Consider the following 17498-nt stretch of genomic DNA (forward strand, 5'->3'; position numbering starts at 1 on the left):
AGGAGGATTCATCATGGAAATTTTTAGTTATATGCAAGAATACGATTACGAGCAATTGGTATTTTGTCAAGATGAACAATCAGGGTTGAAAGCGATTATCGCGATTCATGATACAACATTAGGGCCTGCATTGGGTGGAACACGGATGTGGACTTACGCATCAGAAGACCATGCCGTTGAAGATGCATTGCGTCTCGCCAAAGGGATGACCTATAAGAACGCAGCAGCAGGTTTGAACCTTGGAGGAGGAAAGACTGTTATCATCGGAGATCCGAAGCAGGATAAGAATGAAGAAATGTTCCGTGCATTCGGTCGTTATATTCAAGGGTTGAATGGCCGTTACATCACTGCAGAGGATGTAGGGACAACAGTTCAGGATATGGACTTGATCCATGAAGAAACTGATTACGTGACAGGGATTTCTCCGGCTTTCGGTTCTTCTGGTAACCCTTCACCCGTTACAGCTTATGGGGTTTATCGCGGCATGAAAGCAGCAGCGAAAGAAGGGTTCGGTTCTGATTCCCTAGAAGGAAAAACCGTAGCTGTTCAAGGTGTCGGAAATGTGGCTTTCACTCTGTGCCGGCACTTGCATGAAGAAGGGGCGAATTTGATCGTCACAGACATCAACAAAGAAGCTGTTCAACGTGCGGTCGAAGAATTTGGAGCAAGAGCTGTAGACCCTGATGATATTTACAGTGTTGATTGTGATATTTATGCACCTTGCGCCCTTGGTGCGACAATCAATGACGAAACAATTCCTCAATTAAAAGCGAAAGTTATAGCTGGTGCTGCAAACAATCAGCTTAAAGATACAAAACATGGCGACATCCTTCATAAAAAAGGCATCGTTTATACACCAGATTATGTTCTTAACGCAGGTGGAGTCATTAACGTAGCCGATGAGCTTCATGGCTATAATAAAGACCGTGCGATGAAACGTGTCGAAACGATTTACGATAATGTCTCTCGCGTATTTGATATTTCACGCCGTGATGATCTTCCAACTTACGCAGCGGCAGACCGAATGGCAGAGGAACGCATTGAGCGCATGCGCCGTTCTCGCAGCCAGTTTTTACAGAATGGCCATCATATCTTGAGCAGAAAACAGAACGGATAACGGGGGTTTAGGGAATTGCAAACACATCGAATCCTTGTCATCAATCCTGGGTCCACATCAACGAAAATAGGAGTCTTTGATGATGTGGAAGTGGTTTTTGAAAAGACAATCCGTCACAATGCGGAAGAAATCAATCAGTACAAACGAATCATCGATCAATATGAATTCAGAAAACAAGTCATTCTGAATGAACTTGATCAAGAGGGGATCAACATCAGCAAGCTGAGTGCTGTATGTGGACGAGGCGGGCTTCTGCGTCCGATAGAAGGCGGCACTTATGAAGTGAACGAAGCGATGCTTGAAGATTTGAAAAATGGTTACAATGGTGAACATGCTTCCAATCTGGGTGGAATCATTGCACATGAGATTGCCAAAGGATTGAATATCGGAGCTTATATCGTCGACCCGGTCGTCGTAGATGAACTGCAGGAGCTTGCCCGGGTATCAGGTGTGCCAGAAATTCCGCGAAAAAGTATTTTTCATGCACTGAATCAAAAGGCTGTTGCACGCAGAGCTGCTGCTGATTTACAGAAGCCCTACAAAGACGCGCGGTTGATCGTCACTCACATGGGCGGGGGGATTACAGTCGGAGCGCATGCAGATGGACGTGTCATCGATGTGAATAATGGCCTCCATGGTGACGGTCCATTTTCACCAGAACGTGCGGGAACTGTTCCAGCAGGGGATCTTGTATCCCTCTGTTTCTCTGGACAATACTATCGTGATGAAGTCATGAAGAAATTGGTCGGTCAGGGCGGGCTCATGGCGTATTTACATACCAATGATGCTCGCGAAGTCGAACAAATGGTGGAAAATGGTGATCGGAAAGCGAAAGTCGTCTTTGATGCGATGGCTTACCAAATCGCCAAGGAAATCGGCAGCATGAGTGCTGTTTTGGAAGGAAGGGTCGATGCAGTGGCATTGACAGGTGGACTGGCTTACGGTAAAGGATTCGTAGAAGAAATTTCTAAGAGGATCCATTGGATCGCAGATGTCCTTGTCTACCCGGGTGAAAATGAATTAGAAGCATTGAATGAGGGAACATTGCGTGTGCTGAATAATGAAGAAGCACCGAAACAATATCCTAATTTTGCAGAATAGGAAGGAGAGTCCAAATGGCACAAGAATACGATTTAGTGGTCCTCGGAGGCGGAACTGGTGGCTATGTAGCTGCTATTCGAGCTTCGAAACTTGGACTTAAAACAGCAATCGTTGAGGAGCGGGAATTAGGCGGGACGTGTCTGCATCGCGGATGCATCCCATCTAAAGCATTACTCCGGAGTGCGGAGGTTTTCCGACAAACGAAGGAAGCCGATGCGTTTGGTGTGAGCACGGAATCGCCGACATTGAATTTCACTAAAGTGCAAGAACGGAAACAATCCATCGTGGACACATTACATAAAGGTGTTCAAGGACTGATGAAAAAAGGCAAGATCGACATTTATGAAGGGTTTGGACGTATTTTGGGTCCGTCGATTTTTTCACCGACCGCGGGAACAATTTCTGTTGAAATGAACAACGGTGAAGAAAACGAAATGCTGATTCCTAAAAACGTGCTGGTTGCAACAGGGTCCAGCCCGAAATCACTCCCAGGACTTGAAGTCGATGGCGAATTAGTTATGACATCTGATGAAGCTCTTTATATGGAGGAACTGCCATCTTCCATTGTTATCGTAGGCGGAGGTGTCATCGGAATCGAATGGGCATCAATGCTTGCTGACTTTGGTATTGAGGTTACTGTTCTTGAATACTTACCGCACATTTTACCTACAGAGGACGAGGATGTCTCTAAGGAAATGTTGAAGCAAATGAAGAATAAAGGCGTGAACATCGTTACTGATGCAAAAGTGATGGCCGACACCCTTGAAAAAGGGAAAGGGGTCACCATAAAAGCCGATGTCGGTGGAGAAACGACGACCTATCAGGCAGACCGTATGCTTGTGTCTGTTGGTCGCTCTGCGAATGTAAAGAATATCGGTCTTGAAAACACAGATATAGTCGTTGAGAATGGGGTCATCCAGACGAACAATTTTTACCAGACGAAAGAGAGTCACATTTATGCGATCGGTGATGTCATCGGAGGAATGCAGCTTGCTCATGTCGCTTCACATGAAGGGATGATTGCCGTTGAACATATGGCAGATGGTTCCCCTCACCCGATGAACCCGGAACAAGTGCCGACATGTATTTATTCCAATCCTGAAGTGGCAAGCGTCGGCTTGACAGAGACAGGGGCTAAAGAAAAAGGTTTTGAAGTCAAGGTTGGGAAGTTTCCATTCAAGGCAATCGGCAAAGCACTCGTATACGGGGAGACAGATGGCTTCGTAAAGATTGTCGCTGACAAAGAAACAGACGATCTGTTAGGTGTCCATATGGTCGGTCCTCATGTCACAGATATGATTTCAGAAGCAGGGCTTGCAAAAGTATTGGATGCTACTCCATGGGAAATTGCAGAAAGCATCCACCCGCACCCGACACTTGCAGAGGCAATCGGCGAAGCGGCAATGGCTGTTGATGGCAACCAAATCCACGGTTAAAGAACAAAGGAGGGAATCACATGGCTGAAAATCGCCATAAATCTTTAGGTTTAAGTGATGTACAAGTGTTAGATATGTTTCGCACGATGTTACTAGCAAGGAGAATCGACGAACGGATGTGGCTGTTAAACCGAGCAGGTAAAATTCCATTCGTCATCTCATGTCAAGGACAAGAGGCGGCGCAAGTGGGTGCATCTTATGCCCTCGATCGCGAGAAAGACTACGCACTGCCTTATTACAGGGACATGGGAGTCGTTCTTTCTTTCGGTATGACACCACAAGATCTGATGTTGTCCGGGTTTGCAAAATCCGAAGACCCGAACTCTGGTGGTCGTCAAATGCCAGGGCACTTCGGGCAGAAGAAAAATCGTATCGTAACAGGTTCTTCACCTGTTACCACACAAGTTCCGCATGCGGTCGGTATCGCCTTGGCAGGGAAAATGGAGAAAAAAGATTTCGTTTCTCTTGTCACTTTCGGAGAAGGATCTTCTAATCAGGGAGACTTCCACGAAGGCGCAAACTTTGCAGGCGTGCACAAGCTTCCGGTCATTTTCATGGTAGAAAACAATAAATATGCGATTTCAATACCTGTATCAAAGCAACTTGCATGTGAAAAAGTCTCTGACCGTGCAATCGGGTACGGTATGCCGGGTTATACGGTAGACGGAAATGATCCACTAGCTGTCTATGAAGCAGTCAAAGCAGCAGCTGATCGCGGGCGTAACGGTGAAGGACCGACTTTGATTGAAACCGTTTCTTATCGACTTACACCTCACTCCAGTGACGATGATGATCGTACTTACCGTGAACGTGAAGAAGTCGACGAAGCGAAGAAGAAAGACTCGATCGTTACATTTGCCAACTACTTACGTGAGCAAGGCATCTTGACAGAAGAAAAAGAAACAGCGATGAATGACGAAATTAATCAAATCGTCAATGAAGCGACTGATTATGCAGAGGATGCTGCATATGCGGAAGCTGAATCTGCACTGAAATATGTGTACGAAGAGTAAGGAGGGGGAGAAACTATGGCAGTTATTTCATATATTCAAGCCGTAACTCAAGCGTTGAAAGAAGAAATGCAGCGGGATGAAAAGGTTTTCGTACTTGGTGAAGATGTCGGAAAACGCGGAGGGGTATTCCGTGCAACCGACGGCCTTTACGATGAATTCGGTGAAGATCGTGTGTTAGATACTCCGCTTGCTGAATCAGCTATAGCCGGCGTTGGAATAGGTGCAGCTATGTATGGCATGCGTCCTGTGGCGGAAATGCAGTTCGCAGACTTCATCATGCCTGCGGTTAACCAAATCATCTCAGAGGCTGCGAAAATTCGTTATCGTTCGAATAATGACTGGAGTGCCCCGCTTACCATTCGTGCTCCTTATGGCGGGGGAGTCCACGGTGCCTTATACCATTCTCAGTCCGTCGAAGCGGTGTTCGCTAATCAGCCAGGCTTGAAAATCGTCATGCCGTCAACTCCGTATGATGTCAAGGGATTATTGAAAGCATCCATACGCGATAACGACCCTGTCCTGTTTTTCGAACATAAGCGTGCCTATCGTCTGATTAAAGGTGAAGTGCCAGATGAGGATTATACATTGCCGATCGGAAAGGCGGATGTCAAACGGGAAGGTTCAGATATTACGGTTATCACTTATGGTCTTTGTGTCCATTTTGCCCTCCAGGCGGCAGAGAAGCTTGCTGAAGAAGGCATAGATGCACACATCCTCGACCTTCGAACTGTATACCCGTTAGATAAAGAAGGGATCATTGAAGCGGCTTCAAAAACGGGTAAGGTATTGCTCGTTACAGAAGACAATAAAGAAGGCGGCATTATTTCAGAAGTTTCTGCGATCATCAGTGAAAACTGCTTATTCGATCTTGATGCACCTGTTCAACGTCTGGCAGGACCTGATGTGCCATCAATGCCATACGCGCCGACGATGGAGAAATACTTTATGATGAATCCAGATAAAGTTGAAAAAGCGATGCGCGATCTTGCGGAATTTTAATCAAAGGAGGAATTCCTGGTGGGTTTAGAAAAAATCAATATGCCTCAACTTGGTGAGAGTGTAACAGAAGGAACAATAAGCACTTGGCTCGTCCAGCCTGGCGATAAAGTGAATAAATACGATCCAATTGCTGAAGTCATGACTGATAAAGTAAATGCCGAAGTACCATCTTCTTTTACAGGGGAAATTAAAGAACTTGTAGCATCTGAAGGAGATACGATTTCTGTAGGTGATTTGATGTGCCATATCGAAGTCGAAGGCTCCGGTCCTGCTGAAAAGCCTGAGCAAGAAGAGAAAAAAGAAGAAGTACCACCAGAAAAAGAAGCGTCGAAAACAGCTGCTTCCGAAAAAACGGCAGGCTCTGCACCGAAACAGGACAAAGGAAGTAAAAAACGCTATTCTCCTGCAGTAATGACACTTGCTCAAGAGCATGATATTGACCTGAATCAAGTAGAGGGTTCAGGGCGCGGGGGCCGGATCACTCGAAAAGATATCGAGAAAATCATTGAAAGCGGGAGCATTCCTACTGTCGATCAGGAACCTGCGGAAGGCAGCGGACCTGCTCAAGAACCAGCAGCAGCACAACCAGAAGCACAGTCCCAAGCACCAACCCAGCAAACTTCCGCTGCTCCTGCTCAAACAGGCGAAGGTGATGTAGAGATTCCTGTGACAGGTGTGCGTAAGGCGATTGCAGCAAACATGGTGAAATCCAAAACGGAAATTCCTCATGCATGGATGATGGTTGAAGTCGATGTAACGAACTTGGTAGAACTGCGTAATGCCAAGAAAAACAAATTCAAGCAGCAGGAAGGCTTCAGCTTGACTTATTTCGCATTCTTTGTGAAAGCTGTCGCCCAAGCATTGAAAGAATATCCACAGTTGAACAGCATGTGGGCAGGCGACAAGATCATTCAGAAGAAAGCAATTAACTTGAACATAGCTGTAGCGAAAGACGACCAGTTGTTCGTGCCGGTGATCCGTGATGCTGACGAAAAAAGTATCAAAGGCATTGCCAAGGATATTACAGATCTTGCAGGAAAAGCCCGACAAGGCAAGCTGACTTCTAAAGACATGGAAGGCGGTACATTTACGGTGAATAATACAGGTTCATTTGGTTCCGTACAATCCATGGGGGTCATCAATCATCCGCAATCGGCGATTCTGCAAGTGGAATCGATTGTGAAGAAGCCGGTTTATCAGAATGGGATGTTCGGGGCTCGTGATATGGTGAATCTCTGTCTATCTTTAGATCACCGCGTATTGGATGGGCTTGTTGCCGGTAACTTCTTAGCACGAGTAAAAGAAATATTAGAAAAGATGTCTGAAGATAATACTTCTGTTTATTGATTTAAGGGCTGTCTTCCTAGTTTGGAAGGCAGTTTTTGTTTTTGAAACAATCAAAAAATCTCAGCTTGAGATTATATTAGAGCCAATTCAATTGAAAGCCTGCTGATATCTTGGTAAAATGTTCATAGTATTTCTAAAAAAAGGGGCCATGTGATATGGATTTCAATATTTTTATGAACGATGTGGTTACAAAAGCACGTGAAGAAATTACTCAGGCCGGTTATTCTGAGCTGACAACTGCAGAAGAAGTCGAGCAATCCTTGAATAAAGAGGGGACAACTCTTGTCATGATCAACTCAGTTTGTGGTTGTGCAGGTGGAATCGCACGTCCTGCAGCTGCGCACGCAATTCATTATGACAAGCGTCCAGATCAGCTGGTAACTGTATTCGCTGGTCAGGATCGCGAGGCGACCGAACGTGCAAGAGAATATTTTGAAGGGTACCCACCATCTTCTCCTTCTTTTGCGCTTTTGAAAGATGGTAAAATCCAAACGATGGTCGAGCGTCATGATATTGAAGGGTTTGAGCCGATGGAAGTGATCGGAAAGCTTCAACGCAGTTTTGAAGAGTACTGTGAAGAAGTATAATTGAATCATTAGCTCAGGATCTTTGTTGAGAAGCAAAGATCCTTTTTTCGTCCAGGAATCAATAAAGTTACGGCTTGTTGAACGTTTTGTAATCGGTGAAATCGTTAATATATAGTAGAGCGAGGTGAGGTTGGCAGTGAAAATCGGATATCGGACGGTTAAAACAGCATTAGGTACACCTTTGGCCATATGGATTGCACAATTGCTTCAATTGGAAAATTTCGCATCGGCAGGTATTTTGACAATCCTTTGTATCCAAATTACGAGAAAGCGGTCATTCTTGAGTGCATGGCATAGGTTCTCAGCTTGTTTGGTCGCGATGGTTTTCTCTTTTACTTTCTTTGAACTTCTTGGTTACAACCCCATCTCGATCGGTTTGATGCTGTTTGCCTTTATACCTGTTACGGTCTGGATGAGGATCACACCTGGAATCGTTACTAGTTCAGTCATTATCCTTCATTTGTATGGGTCAGGCGCTATCGACTGGGGAGTAATTTGGAATGAAATGGTGTTGATAACGGTCGGGATAGGAACTGCACTAATACTTAATCTGTATATGCCGAGTTTGGAAAATAAGTTGAAGAAATATCAAAAAGAAGTGGAAAACAACTTTTCCATCATTCTGAAGGAAATAGCTGAGTTCATGCGTGAAGGTGATCATGATTGGACAGGGAAAGAACTAACAGATACAGCCGCATTATTAGAAAAGGCAAAGTCGCTTTCCTTCCGAGATGTTGAAAACCATCTGCTTCGTTCCCATAACCATTATTATCATTATTTCCATATGCGGACAAAACAGTTTGAGCTTCTTGAACGCATGTTGCCGCTTGTCAGCCGGATCTCAAGTTTGGATATCCATGGTCAAAAAATTGCTGATTTTTTCGAAGACTTAGCTGAAGGAATCCATCCAGGGAACACGGCTTTGATTTACTTAAGAAAATTAAAGGAAATGAAAGAGGAATTTAGAGAAGACAGGCTTCCTGAGACACGGGAAGAATTTGAAGTTAGAGCAAGTTTATTTCACTTGCTGAATGAAATCGAGGAATATTTGATCATTAAACGCTCCTTCAAAAAGAGTGATGTATAGAGGCTGTGTACGAGGGGAAACTTTGACTAAAAGAGGATGACTCTTATGAAGATTATTGCTTTCGTACTTTTTCTTGTCAGCCCATTGCTGCCGCCGAACGTCAATGGAGAGCCGGTCATTGTTGTAAATAAAGCCACCCATGAGGTCGTACTTTTCTCGGATGGAGAAGAAGTATTCAAAGCTCCTGCTGCTATCGGAAAAACAAAAGAATTGACGCCGGAAGGACGCTTTCACATCAAAGTGAAAGCGAAAGATCCTTATTATCGAAAGAAAAACATCCCCGGAGGTGATCCGGATAACCCTTTAGGGAGCCGCTGGATCGGTTTCGATGCTCGTGGCACTGATGGAAGGATCTACGGAATACACGGTACAAACCGCCCGGAATCAATCGGAAAGTCTGTTTCTGCGGGGTGTATCCGCTTGAATAATGAAGATGTGGAAAAACTGTACGAACTTGTCCCTGTGGAAATGGATGTCATTATTGTTGACTCCGATGAAGAACTGAAAACTATTTATCAAGCCTGGGAAAAAGAGAAATTGGACAGAATGCTGAATCCGGCAACTTGAACATTAGAAAGCCGATAGAAAGGTGAAACCCTTTTCTATCGGCTTTTTCATTGTCTGGAATATTCCATATGCTGTATAAGTCGTATCCCCCTAAAGCACACCAAGCACTGGAATGTTATGCTTTAGGGGGGACACAATTCGCTTGCAATTTCAATTTTTCTTATAAGAAGAAACTGGCGCCTGCCAATACGGTAGATAAAACCATAGAAAGAATCATGATATAAATGATGACTTTCATGCGGCGTTCACGTTTCGAGCGTTTTTTTGTTTTTGTCTCAGCCAAGGTGTGTAACCTCCTTCTCAGTCAATCCTACAAACATTCTACCGAAAAAAGAGAAATTGGACAAGGGCGTGAAATCATTTACAATATAATTGTGAATTCTAATAATTTTTAGATAGGTAAGCGCTTTATTTCTGGTATGCTAGAAGAGAGAACGGACTGAATAAGGAGGCCTTTCGTATGACCCTTTCATCAAATGATCAACATCCTAAACAAAATTGGGAAAAAGACGTCGAAAAAACGACGCAGCGTTTTCCAGAACGGAAAGATTCGTTTCAAACGAGTTCAGAAATTCCGGTGGAAAGACTTTATACACCTGAAAATATCAATGAAGATTACATAAAGGAGATAGGGTTTCCCGGCCAGTACCCTTATACCAGGGGAATTCAGCCCACCATGTACCGCAGTCGTTATTGGACGATGCGCCAGTATGCAGGTTTCGGTTCGGCAGAGGAGACGAATGAAAGATTCCGCTATTTGCTGAAGCAAGGTCAAACCGGCTTGTCTGTCGCCTTCGACCTACCGACTCAAATCGGTTACGACTCCGATGACCCGATGGCTGATGGGGAAGTAGGCAAGGTCGGTGTCGCTATTGATTCTTTAAAGGATATGGAACAACTTTTCGATCGGATCCCATTGGATCGAGTGAGTACATCGATGACGATCAATGCGCCGGCAAGTATTCTTTTAGCTATGTATATTGCAGTCGGAGAGAAACAGGGAGTTTCACCTGAAAAATTGACAGGAACCATCCAAAACGACATATTGAAAGAATACATTGCACGCGGGACGTATATCTATCCGCCTAAACCATCAATGCGGCTGATTACAGATATTTTCGGATATTGCCAGGATCATTTACCGAAATTCAACACAATCAGCATTTCAGGATATCACATTCGTGAAGCAGGATCGACAGCTGTCCAGGAGGTTGCCTTTACGATTGCCAATGGTATGGCATATGTAGATGCAGCTATTGAAGCTGGGCTGGAAGTGGATCAATTCGCTCCCCGTCTTGCCTTTTTCTTCAATGCTCATAATCAATTCTTTGAAGAAGCAGCAAAATTCCGGGCTGCTCGGCGGATGTGGGCGAAAATAATGAAAGAGCATTATGGTGCATTAAACCCGAAAAGCTGGAAACTCAGGTTCCACACACAGACCGGTGGGAGTACATTAACGGCTCAGCAGCCGGATAACAATATCGTCCGCGTAACTATGCAAGCGCTTGCTGCTGTCATGGGAGGGACCCAAAGCCTTCATACAAATTCCCGTGATGAAGCGCTCGCTTTACCGACAGAAGATTCTGCACGGATTGCCTTAAGAACACAACAAATCATTGCTAATGAGAGTGGGGTGGCAGACACAATCGATCCACTAGCAGGTTCTTATTATGTCGAGTCACTTACAGATGAAATCGAAAAAGAAGCAAATGATTACTTGGAACGTATCAAAGAATATGGTGGAGCGGTCCAGGCAGTGGAAGAAGGCTATATGCAGCGGGAGATCCATAAGGCAGCCTATGATGCTCAAAAACGGATCGAGTCGAATGAAGAAATTGTCGTCGGCATGAATGAATACAAGTTAGAGGAAGAAATCCATGCTGATTTGTTAAGGGTGGATGAAGCTCTTGAACAAGCTCAAATTGAAAAAACAAATGAGGTGAGATCTTCACGTGATCAAAAGAAAGTGGACATATGCCTGGCAGATTTGCGTCGTGCTGCGAAAGGGACCGACAATGTGATGCCGCACATTGTCGATGCCGTAAAGGTGTATGCAACTGTTGGAGAAATCGCAAATGTATTACGTGATGAATTTGGAGAATATACCGGAATGTAGGAAGGGATGAAGAGGATGAAACCAATACGTGTACTCATAGCAAAACCAGGGCTGGATGGACATGATCGAGGGGCTTTGATTATCGCCCAGGCGCTCAGAGATCATGGTATGGAAGTGATCTATACTGGCCTGCGTCAATCAGCCATCCAGATTGCTCGAGCAGCTATACAGGAAGATGTCGATGTCGTCGGCCTCTCGTCTTTATCTGGAGCTCACAAGTCGTTATTTCCAAAAGTGGTAGAAGCACTTGCAGAGGAAGGAGCAGCGGATATTCCAGTTATCGGCGGAGGTGTCATCCCAGCTGAGGATATTCCTTATTTAGAAGAAAAAGGGGTCAACAAGATTTTCACAAGTGGCTCGCCAACAGATGCGATTGCCATTTATATTAAACAAATGATGCAAAAAGAAATAATCAAAGAACCAAAGAAAGTCGCGCATATCGGGATTGCTGTCGAGAGCATCGAAGCCGTGATACCTTTCTACCAAAATATATTAGGCCTTGAACTGGAAGCCGTCGAACATGTTGAAGCGGAACAAGTCCGTGTAGCTTTCCTAAGAATAGGGGAAACGAAGTTTGAATTGCTGGAACCGCTCAGTGAAGAGTCGGCGATTCAGTCCTTTTTAACGAAAAAGGGTGAAGGGGTCCATCATATAGCGCTTGAAGTCGATGATATTCATACCCGACTGAAACAATACAAAGACCAGGGCATACGCATGATAAATGAGGAACCGAAATTAGGCGCGCGCAATAGTCAAATCGCTTTTTTGCATCCGAAAGCAGCAAACGGCGTCTTGTTCGAGTTATGCCAGCAGGATGAGGAGGAGTGATTGTAAATGGACATTTTCGATAAGATTAATGAACTGTATGATAAACGTCGCCAGGTTGAAATGGGCGGTGGTGATGAGCGAATTGAGAAACAGCATGAAAAAGGCAAGTGGACCGCACGTGAACGGATCGACTATTTGCTAGATGAAACCTCATTCATTGAGCTGAATCCATTCACAGAACACCGTCATGATGCATTTGGTATGGATGGGAAATCAGCCCCCGGCGAAGGGGTCGTTACCGGTTTTGGAAAAATTGGCGGACGTGATATTTATTTGTTCGCACAGGATTTCACAGTGTATGGCGGAGCCTTGGGAGAAATGCACGCGAAAAAAATTGCAGCAGTCATGGATTTAGCGGCTAAGAATGGTACACCATTCATCGGTCTGAATGATTCTGGAGGAGCGCGGATACAAGAAGGCGTTTCTTCGTTAGATGGTTATGGTCAGGTTTTCTATCGTAACTCGATATACTCAGGGGTCATCCCGCAAATATCAGTCATTATGGGCCCATGTGCCGGTGGTGCGGTTTATTCTCCTGCCATTACTGACTTTGTCATCATGGTGGAGAAAACATCCCAAATGTTTATTACAGGACCGAAAGTCATTGAAACAGTGACAGGAGAACAAATATCAGCGGAAGATCTTGGTGGCGCAGGCGTACATAATTCATTGAGCGGCAATGCCCATCTGAAGACGAATGATGAAGCTTCTGCTCTTGAAGCAGTAAAGAATCTCGTCAGTTATCTGCCCCAAAATAATCAAGAAAAAACACCCATAGCAGAGATAGAGAAAACGGATGATTTTCGACCAGATATCACGGACAAAATTCCGTTTGACCCGATTCGTCCTTATGATGTCAGAATCATCATTGATGAAGTAGTCGATCCAGACTCATTTTTTGAAATCCATAAAGATTTCGCAAAGAACATCGTTGTCGGCTTTGCCCGTTTGCAAGGCAAAACGGTAGGGCTTGTATGTAATCAGCCGAAATATATGGCCGGAGGTCTCGACATCGACTCAAGCGATAAAGCAGCTCGCTTTATCCGTACATGTGATTCATTCAATATTCCTTTGATCACATTTGAAGATGTGACAGGCTTTTTCCCTGGTATTAAACAGGAGCATGGAGGTATTATCCGGCACGGAGCAAAAATACTTTATGCCTACTCGGAAGCTACTGTTCCCAAGCTGACTGTAATTACAAGAAAAGCCTATGGTGGGGCATATGTGGCACTTAATAGTAAGTCGATTGGTGCTGACCTCGTCTATGCATGGCCGAATGCTGAAATCGCTGTGATGGGCCCTGAAGGCGCAGCAAATATCATTTTTGCCAAAGAAATCCGTGAGAGTGATACTCCAGATGAAACACGGCAGAACAAAATCAATGAATATCGTGAGCGCTTTGCCAACCCATATGTAGCGGCTGGTTTAGGAATGATTGATGATGTGATCGATCCGAGGGAAACGCGTTCGACACTGATCAATGCTCTAGATATGCTGAAGAACAAACGTGAGGATCGTCCTTATAAAAAACATGGGAACATCCCTCTCTGATTGACACCATTCCCGAGTTCCGCTAACGTACTAAGAGGAATGGGTTTACATATGAAGGAGGATAATATTTATGGTAGCGATTAATAAAGAACGCTTGCTTGAAGAGTTTCTTGAATTGGTGCAAATCGATTCAGAAACGAAATATGAATCTGAAATTGCTAAGGTTTTGAAGAAGAAATTTGAATATCTTGGTCTTGAAGTATTAGAAGATGAAGCCGCATCTGTGACAGGTCACGGAGCCAATAATCTGATTTGTAATTTGAAAGGGTCTAAAGAAGCAGCAGATACCATCTACTTCACTTCCCACATGGATACGGTAGTCCCAGGGAACGGCATCAACCCTGCTGTGGAAGATGGATATATTGTAACGGATGGTACGACAATTCTTGGAGCAGATGATAAAGCAGGAGTCGCGGCAATCTTAGAAGCGATCCGTTCGTTAAAAGAACAAAGCGTTGAACATGGGGATCTCCAGTTCGTTATCACTGTAGGTGAGGAAAGTGGTCTTGTAGGTGCTAAAGCACTGGACAGCTCATTATTGAAAGCTAAATTCGGCTATGCCATCGATAGTGATGGTCAAGTAGGAAACATTATCATTGCAGCCCCGACTCAGGCTAAAATTAATGCAATAGTGAAGGGGAAGACCGCGCATGCAGGTGTCGCTCCTGAGAAGGGGATCTCTGCGATTACACTGGCATCTCGTGCGATAGCAAAAATGCCTTTGGGACGCATCGATGATGAAACAACAGCGAACATCGGTCGATTTGAAGGTGGTCAGAAAACGAATATTGTCTGCGATCATGTGGAGGTTTTAGCCGAAGCGCGTTCCTTGAATCCAGATAAGATGGAAGCCCAAGTAGAGAAAATGAAAAAAGCATTCACAGAAACTGCGGAAGAGATGGGTGGAGAAGTAGATATTGATATCGAAATCATGTACCCTGGTTACAAACAGCAGGCAGGAGACGAAGTTGTAGAAGTAGCTCGTTCTGCTGCTGCACGAATCGGTCGTGAAAGCCAATTGCTTACAAGCGGGGGCGGCAGTGACGCAAACGTAATTGCTGGACACGGCGTTCCGACTGTCAACCTAAGTGTTGGCTATGAAGAGATTCATACGACAAATGAGCGGATGCCTGTCGGTGAACTTGAAAAAATTGCAGAATTTGTGACAGCGATTATCGAAGAAGTCGCGCAATAAGAGATGGTGGATGCCTCCAGGATATGGAGGCATTTTTTTAATAACTTAGGAAATGGTGAATTCAATCAATATGTTACAGGAAAACTTCGATGACAATTGCGTTCGATGGGACTCCTATTGGACAGAGGAAAGGAACCTCATGTTATAATAGAACAAATGTTCCAATGGAGGAAGAAGAGTATGGAGTCCAGGTGGTATCCGAAAAAAGGCCGTGTTATTTTCCATGTTGATATGAACAGTTTCTATGCGTCCGTAGAAGCGGCTTTCGACCCGAGTTTGAAAGGGAAACCTCTCGCAATCGCAGGGAACCCCGAAGAACGTCGCGGAATCGTTGTCACAAGCAGCTACGAAGCAAGAAAATACGGAGTGAAAACAACGATGCCTGTCGGTGAAGCAAGACGTTTGTGCCCTGATCTGCTCGTCATGCGTCCGAACTTCGAACGGTATCGGACGGCTTCCAAAGAGATTTTCAAAATTCTTGCAGACGTAACATCTCTCATCCAGCCTGTTTCGATCGATGAGGGTTATATGGATATAACAGCTTGTGAAGACCAGGGTTCTCCCCCGGTCATTGCTGAGCGCATTCAACAGCGGATTGCAGATGAACTGGATTTGCCCTGCAGCATCGGCATTGCTCCAAACAAATTTTTAGCGAAGATGGCCTCTGACATGAAAAAACCGATGGGGATTACAATCTTGAGAAAAAGGGACTTACGCCATAAGTTATGGCCTCTTCCCATCGAAGAAATGTATGGTGTCGGATCAAAGACAGCAGAAAAATTGCGGAAAATGGAAATAGAAACGATCGGGCATTTAGCGGATCATCCTGTACTTGACTTGAAACAAGTGCTGGGGATAAACGGGGAACGGTTGCAAAACAGAGCAAATGGAATAGATGACAGGCATGTAGATCCCGACGCTGTCCACGAATTCAAAAGCATCGGTACATCTACGACGCTCCCTGAAGATACCACCGACGATGCAGAAATCCAGGCGGTCCTGCGTCGTTTATCCAATAAAGTAGAAGCTCGTATGAAAAACAAAAAAGTACTTGCGAGAAATGTGCAGCTGATGATTCGTTACTACGATCGTAAAACTGTCACAAGAAGCCGGCAATTGCAGGAATTCATCCATACATCCGAGGATCTTTTTCAAACAGCAATGCAGCTCTTTGATGAACATTGGAACCAGCAGCCCGTGAGACTCTTAGGTGTGACAGCAAGTGATTTGGCCGAGAAATCAGAGGTGACACAGCAGCTGGATTTATTCAACTACCAGCAATATGCAAGTAAAGAAAAGCTTTACAAAACCATTGATGATCTTACTGAAAAATATGGAAGTAATCCTTTCCGTAAATTAAGTAATCCTAATGAAAACCAAGTGACGACAAGCTTTCAAAAGGATTTTCTCGATGATTTCAAAAAATGATTACCAGGCATGACTCCTCCTTTCTTGTTTCATACTAAACAGGAAGGGAGGAGTTTTTTATGGGTAGAGATCGTCAAGAGAAAAAATTGAAACGATCCGGAAAAGTTGAATCTGATCGTGACCAGAAATTGAGCTATAATGGGGCGACTATGTTGGAAGGCCCAGAAGAAGCTCGTAAACGCAGATAAGCTGAAGGAGGCGGATTCTTATGGGTGGACGACGCATGGGACCGAAACAGCAGGAACAACCAAATTTACCTCTTGGGCCGAAGCAATCCTATGGTGAGCCGGCACAAGGTTCTCATAAAGTGAAGAATGCCAATCATTCCCGTCAAAAACAAAAATCTTCACACGATATGTAAACAGAAGGCAGCCTGAAAGGGCTGTCTTTTTAGCATTGACGGCTAGTGGAACTATTGTCAGTTAAATCAACTTAGTAACCGTATAATTTCTTCATCACTTCACACACTATCACTGAGGAGGTTGAGAATGATGCCAGAACGAATTGTCGCTGTTAGAAAAAACGGCCAAGGAAGCATTGTTGAGATGCAGCTGTCGTCAGGGCAGGTGGTCGATTACAAACGAGCTCATGACATGGCTCGCAGTGGTGACCTGGAACACGTGAATTTAATTCGAGGCAAAGATGGGGAAGACCATCTACGCAGTGAACCAGATGGCATTCAATCCAACAATTTGGACAACCTTCCATCTTTTTAATTATGGGACCCAGGAAGAGCATCAGCTCATCCTGGGTTTCTTCTTTTGTTTTATTCTTAGGTTTAAAAAACTCTTATTGATTGGATGATAAAAAGGTATTAAGCAATCGTGCAGGATACTGGAAGACTCGATTTCAAGACTTTTATTGAGATTATAGGGCTACGGGGAACAACTCATCCAGTTCCATTGCCCAGCCACTCGCGTCATAAGCAGAGCATCAAAGGAATGAAAAAGCACATTCCGTTGATGTTCTGCTTATGCCAGTCGTGTCTCCCAGGGCAATTCCGCATTTGAACACTTTCCGCGGGAGTGCGATGAGCCTCCTCGAGCTAACCCTCTGTGGGGTCTCACCCTGCACTCTTGTCCCGCAGGAGTCTCCTTGTTCCCCTCCGCCCTTACCGAAAAAT

Annotated in this window: 18 protein-coding genes; 17 read left to right on the top strand and 1 reads right to left on the bottom strand. The window is 44.6% G+C overall.

What is annotated here, in order from left to right; genetic code table 11:
* The first annotated feature begins 13 nt into the window (after window positions 1-13).
* The 9 genes from bcd (at window position 14) to ACTWPX_RS13805 (ending at window position 9254) form a co-directional block, all read left to right on the top strand.
* Entirely contained in the window at window positions 14-1117 is a 1104-nt protein-coding gene (gene bcd / locus ACTWPX_RS13765) for a branched-chain amino acid dehydrogenase (protein WP_443120243.1), read from the top strand.
* 15 nt (window positions 1118-1132) lie between these two features.
* A complete protein-coding gene (gene buk / locus ACTWPX_RS13770) occupies window positions 1133-2218 on the top strand; it encodes a butyrate kinase (RefSeq protein WP_443120244.1) in 1086 nt (361 codons plus the stop codon).
* 14 nt (window positions 2219-2232) lie between these two features.
* Window positions 2233-3654, top strand: coding sequence for a dihydrolipoyl dehydrogenase (gene lpdA, locus ACTWPX_RS13775; RefSeq protein WP_443120245.1), 1422 nt, complete (start codon window positions 2233-2235; stop codon window positions 3652-3654).
* 20 nt (window positions 3655-3674) lie between these two features.
* Window positions 3675-4667 carry a thiamine pyrophosphate-dependent dehydrogenase E1 component subunit alpha gene (locus tag ACTWPX_RS13780; protein WP_443120246.1) on the top strand — a complete coding sequence of 331 codons (993 nt, stop codon included), beginning with the start codon at window positions 3675-3677 and terminating at the stop codon, window positions 4665-4667.
* A 15-nt stretch (window positions 4668-4682) separates the two neighbouring features.
* Complete coding sequence (locus ACTWPX_RS13785; protein WP_128526523.1) at window positions 4683-5666, top strand: alpha-ketoacid dehydrogenase subunit beta; 984 nt, start codon at window positions 4683-4685, stop codon at window positions 5664-5666.
* Window positions 5667-5684: 18 nt separating this feature from the next.
* Window positions 5685-7013: a dihydrolipoamide acetyltransferase family protein gene (locus ACTWPX_RS13790; RefSeq protein WP_443120247.1), complete on the top strand. Its 1329-nt coding sequence runs from the start codon at window positions 5685-5687 to the stop codon at window positions 7011-7013.
* A gap of 155 nt (window positions 7014-7168) precedes the next feature.
* Window positions 7169-7600 carry a BrxA/BrxB family bacilliredoxin gene (locus ACTWPX_RS13795; RefSeq protein WP_128526525.1) on the top strand — a complete coding sequence of 144 codons (432 nt, stop codon included), beginning with the start codon at window positions 7169-7171 and terminating at the stop codon, window positions 7598-7600.
* Window positions 7601-7736: 136 nt separating this feature from the next.
* On the top strand, window positions 7737-8687 hold the full coding sequence (locus ACTWPX_RS13800) for an aromatic acid exporter family protein (protein ID WP_443120248.1): 951 nt from the start codon (window positions 7737-7739) through the stop codon (window positions 8685-8687).
* 45 nt (window positions 8688-8732) lie between these two features.
* Window positions 8733-9254 (top strand): L,D-transpeptidase, encoded by a 522-nt coding sequence (locus tag ACTWPX_RS13805; protein WP_443120249.1) that lies wholly within the window; start codon window positions 8733-8735, stop codon window positions 9252-9254.
* A 160-nt stretch (window positions 9255-9414) separates the two neighbouring features.
* Here ACTWPX_RS13805 and prli42 read toward each other — a convergent pair whose 3' ends face one another.
* Window positions 9415-9537, bottom strand: a complete 123-nt coding sequence (gene prli42, locus ACTWPX_RS13810; RefSeq protein WP_241655891.1) for a stressosome-associated protein Prli42 — start codon at window positions 9535-9537, stop codon at window positions 9415-9417.
* A gap of 177 nt (window positions 9538-9714) precedes the next feature.
* On the opposite strand from prli42, the gene ACTWPX_RS13815 reads away from it, so the two are divergent.
* From ACTWPX_RS13815 to ACTWPX_RS13850, 8 genes are all read left to right on the top strand, one after another.
* Window positions 9715-11370, top strand: a complete 1656-nt coding sequence (locus ACTWPX_RS13815) for an acyl-CoA mutase large subunit family protein (protein WP_443120250.1) — start codon at window positions 9715-9717, stop codon at window positions 11368-11370.
* 15 nt (window positions 11371-11385) lie between these two features.
* Window positions 11386-12198, top strand: coding sequence for a methylmalonyl-CoA epimerase (mce, locus tag ACTWPX_RS13820; RefSeq protein ID WP_443120251.1), 813 nt, complete (start codon window positions 11386-11388; stop codon window positions 12196-12198).
* A gap of 6 nt (window positions 12199-12204) precedes the next feature.
* A complete protein-coding gene (locus tag ACTWPX_RS13825; RefSeq protein ID WP_443120252.1) occupies window positions 12205-13752 on the top strand; it encodes an acyl-CoA carboxylase subunit beta in 1548 nt (515 codons plus the stop codon).
* 70 nt (window positions 13753-13822) lie between these two features.
* The gene (locus tag ACTWPX_RS13830; protein ID WP_443120253.1) at window positions 13823-14947 is read left to right on the top strand and encodes a M20/M25/M40 family metallo-hydrolase; all 1125 of its coding nucleotides are present in this window, start codon (window positions 13823-13825) and stop codon (window positions 14945-14947) included.
* Between the two features lie 180 nt (window positions 14948-15127).
* The gene (locus ACTWPX_RS13835; RefSeq protein WP_443120254.1) at window positions 15128-16375 is read left to right on the top strand and encodes a DNA polymerase IV; all 1248 of its coding nucleotides are present in this window, start codon (window positions 15128-15130) and stop codon (window positions 16373-16375) included.
* A 59-nt stretch (window positions 16376-16434) separates the two neighbouring features.
* A complete protein-coding gene (locus ACTWPX_RS13840; protein ID WP_128526533.1) occupies window positions 16435-16563 on the top strand; it encodes a YpzI family protein in 129 nt (42 codons plus the stop codon).
* A gap of 20 nt (window positions 16564-16583) precedes the next feature.
* The gene (locus ACTWPX_RS13845) at window positions 16584-16736 is read left to right on the top strand and encodes a small acid-soluble spore protein P (protein WP_128526534.1); all 153 of its coding nucleotides are present in this window, start codon (window positions 16584-16586) and stop codon (window positions 16734-16736) included.
* A gap of 130 nt (window positions 16737-16866) precedes the next feature.
* Window positions 16867-17091, top strand: a complete 225-nt coding sequence (locus ACTWPX_RS13850; RefSeq protein ID WP_128526535.1) for a DUF3892 domain-containing protein — start codon at window positions 16867-16869, stop codon at window positions 17089-17091.
* Window positions 17092-17498 lie beyond the last annotated feature (407 nt).

The organism is Halobacillus sp. H74 (genome assembly GCF_052246715.1).
Taxonomy (GTDB): domain Bacteria; phylum Bacillota; class Bacilli; order Bacillales; family Halobacillaceae; genus Halobacillus; species Halobacillus litoralis_A.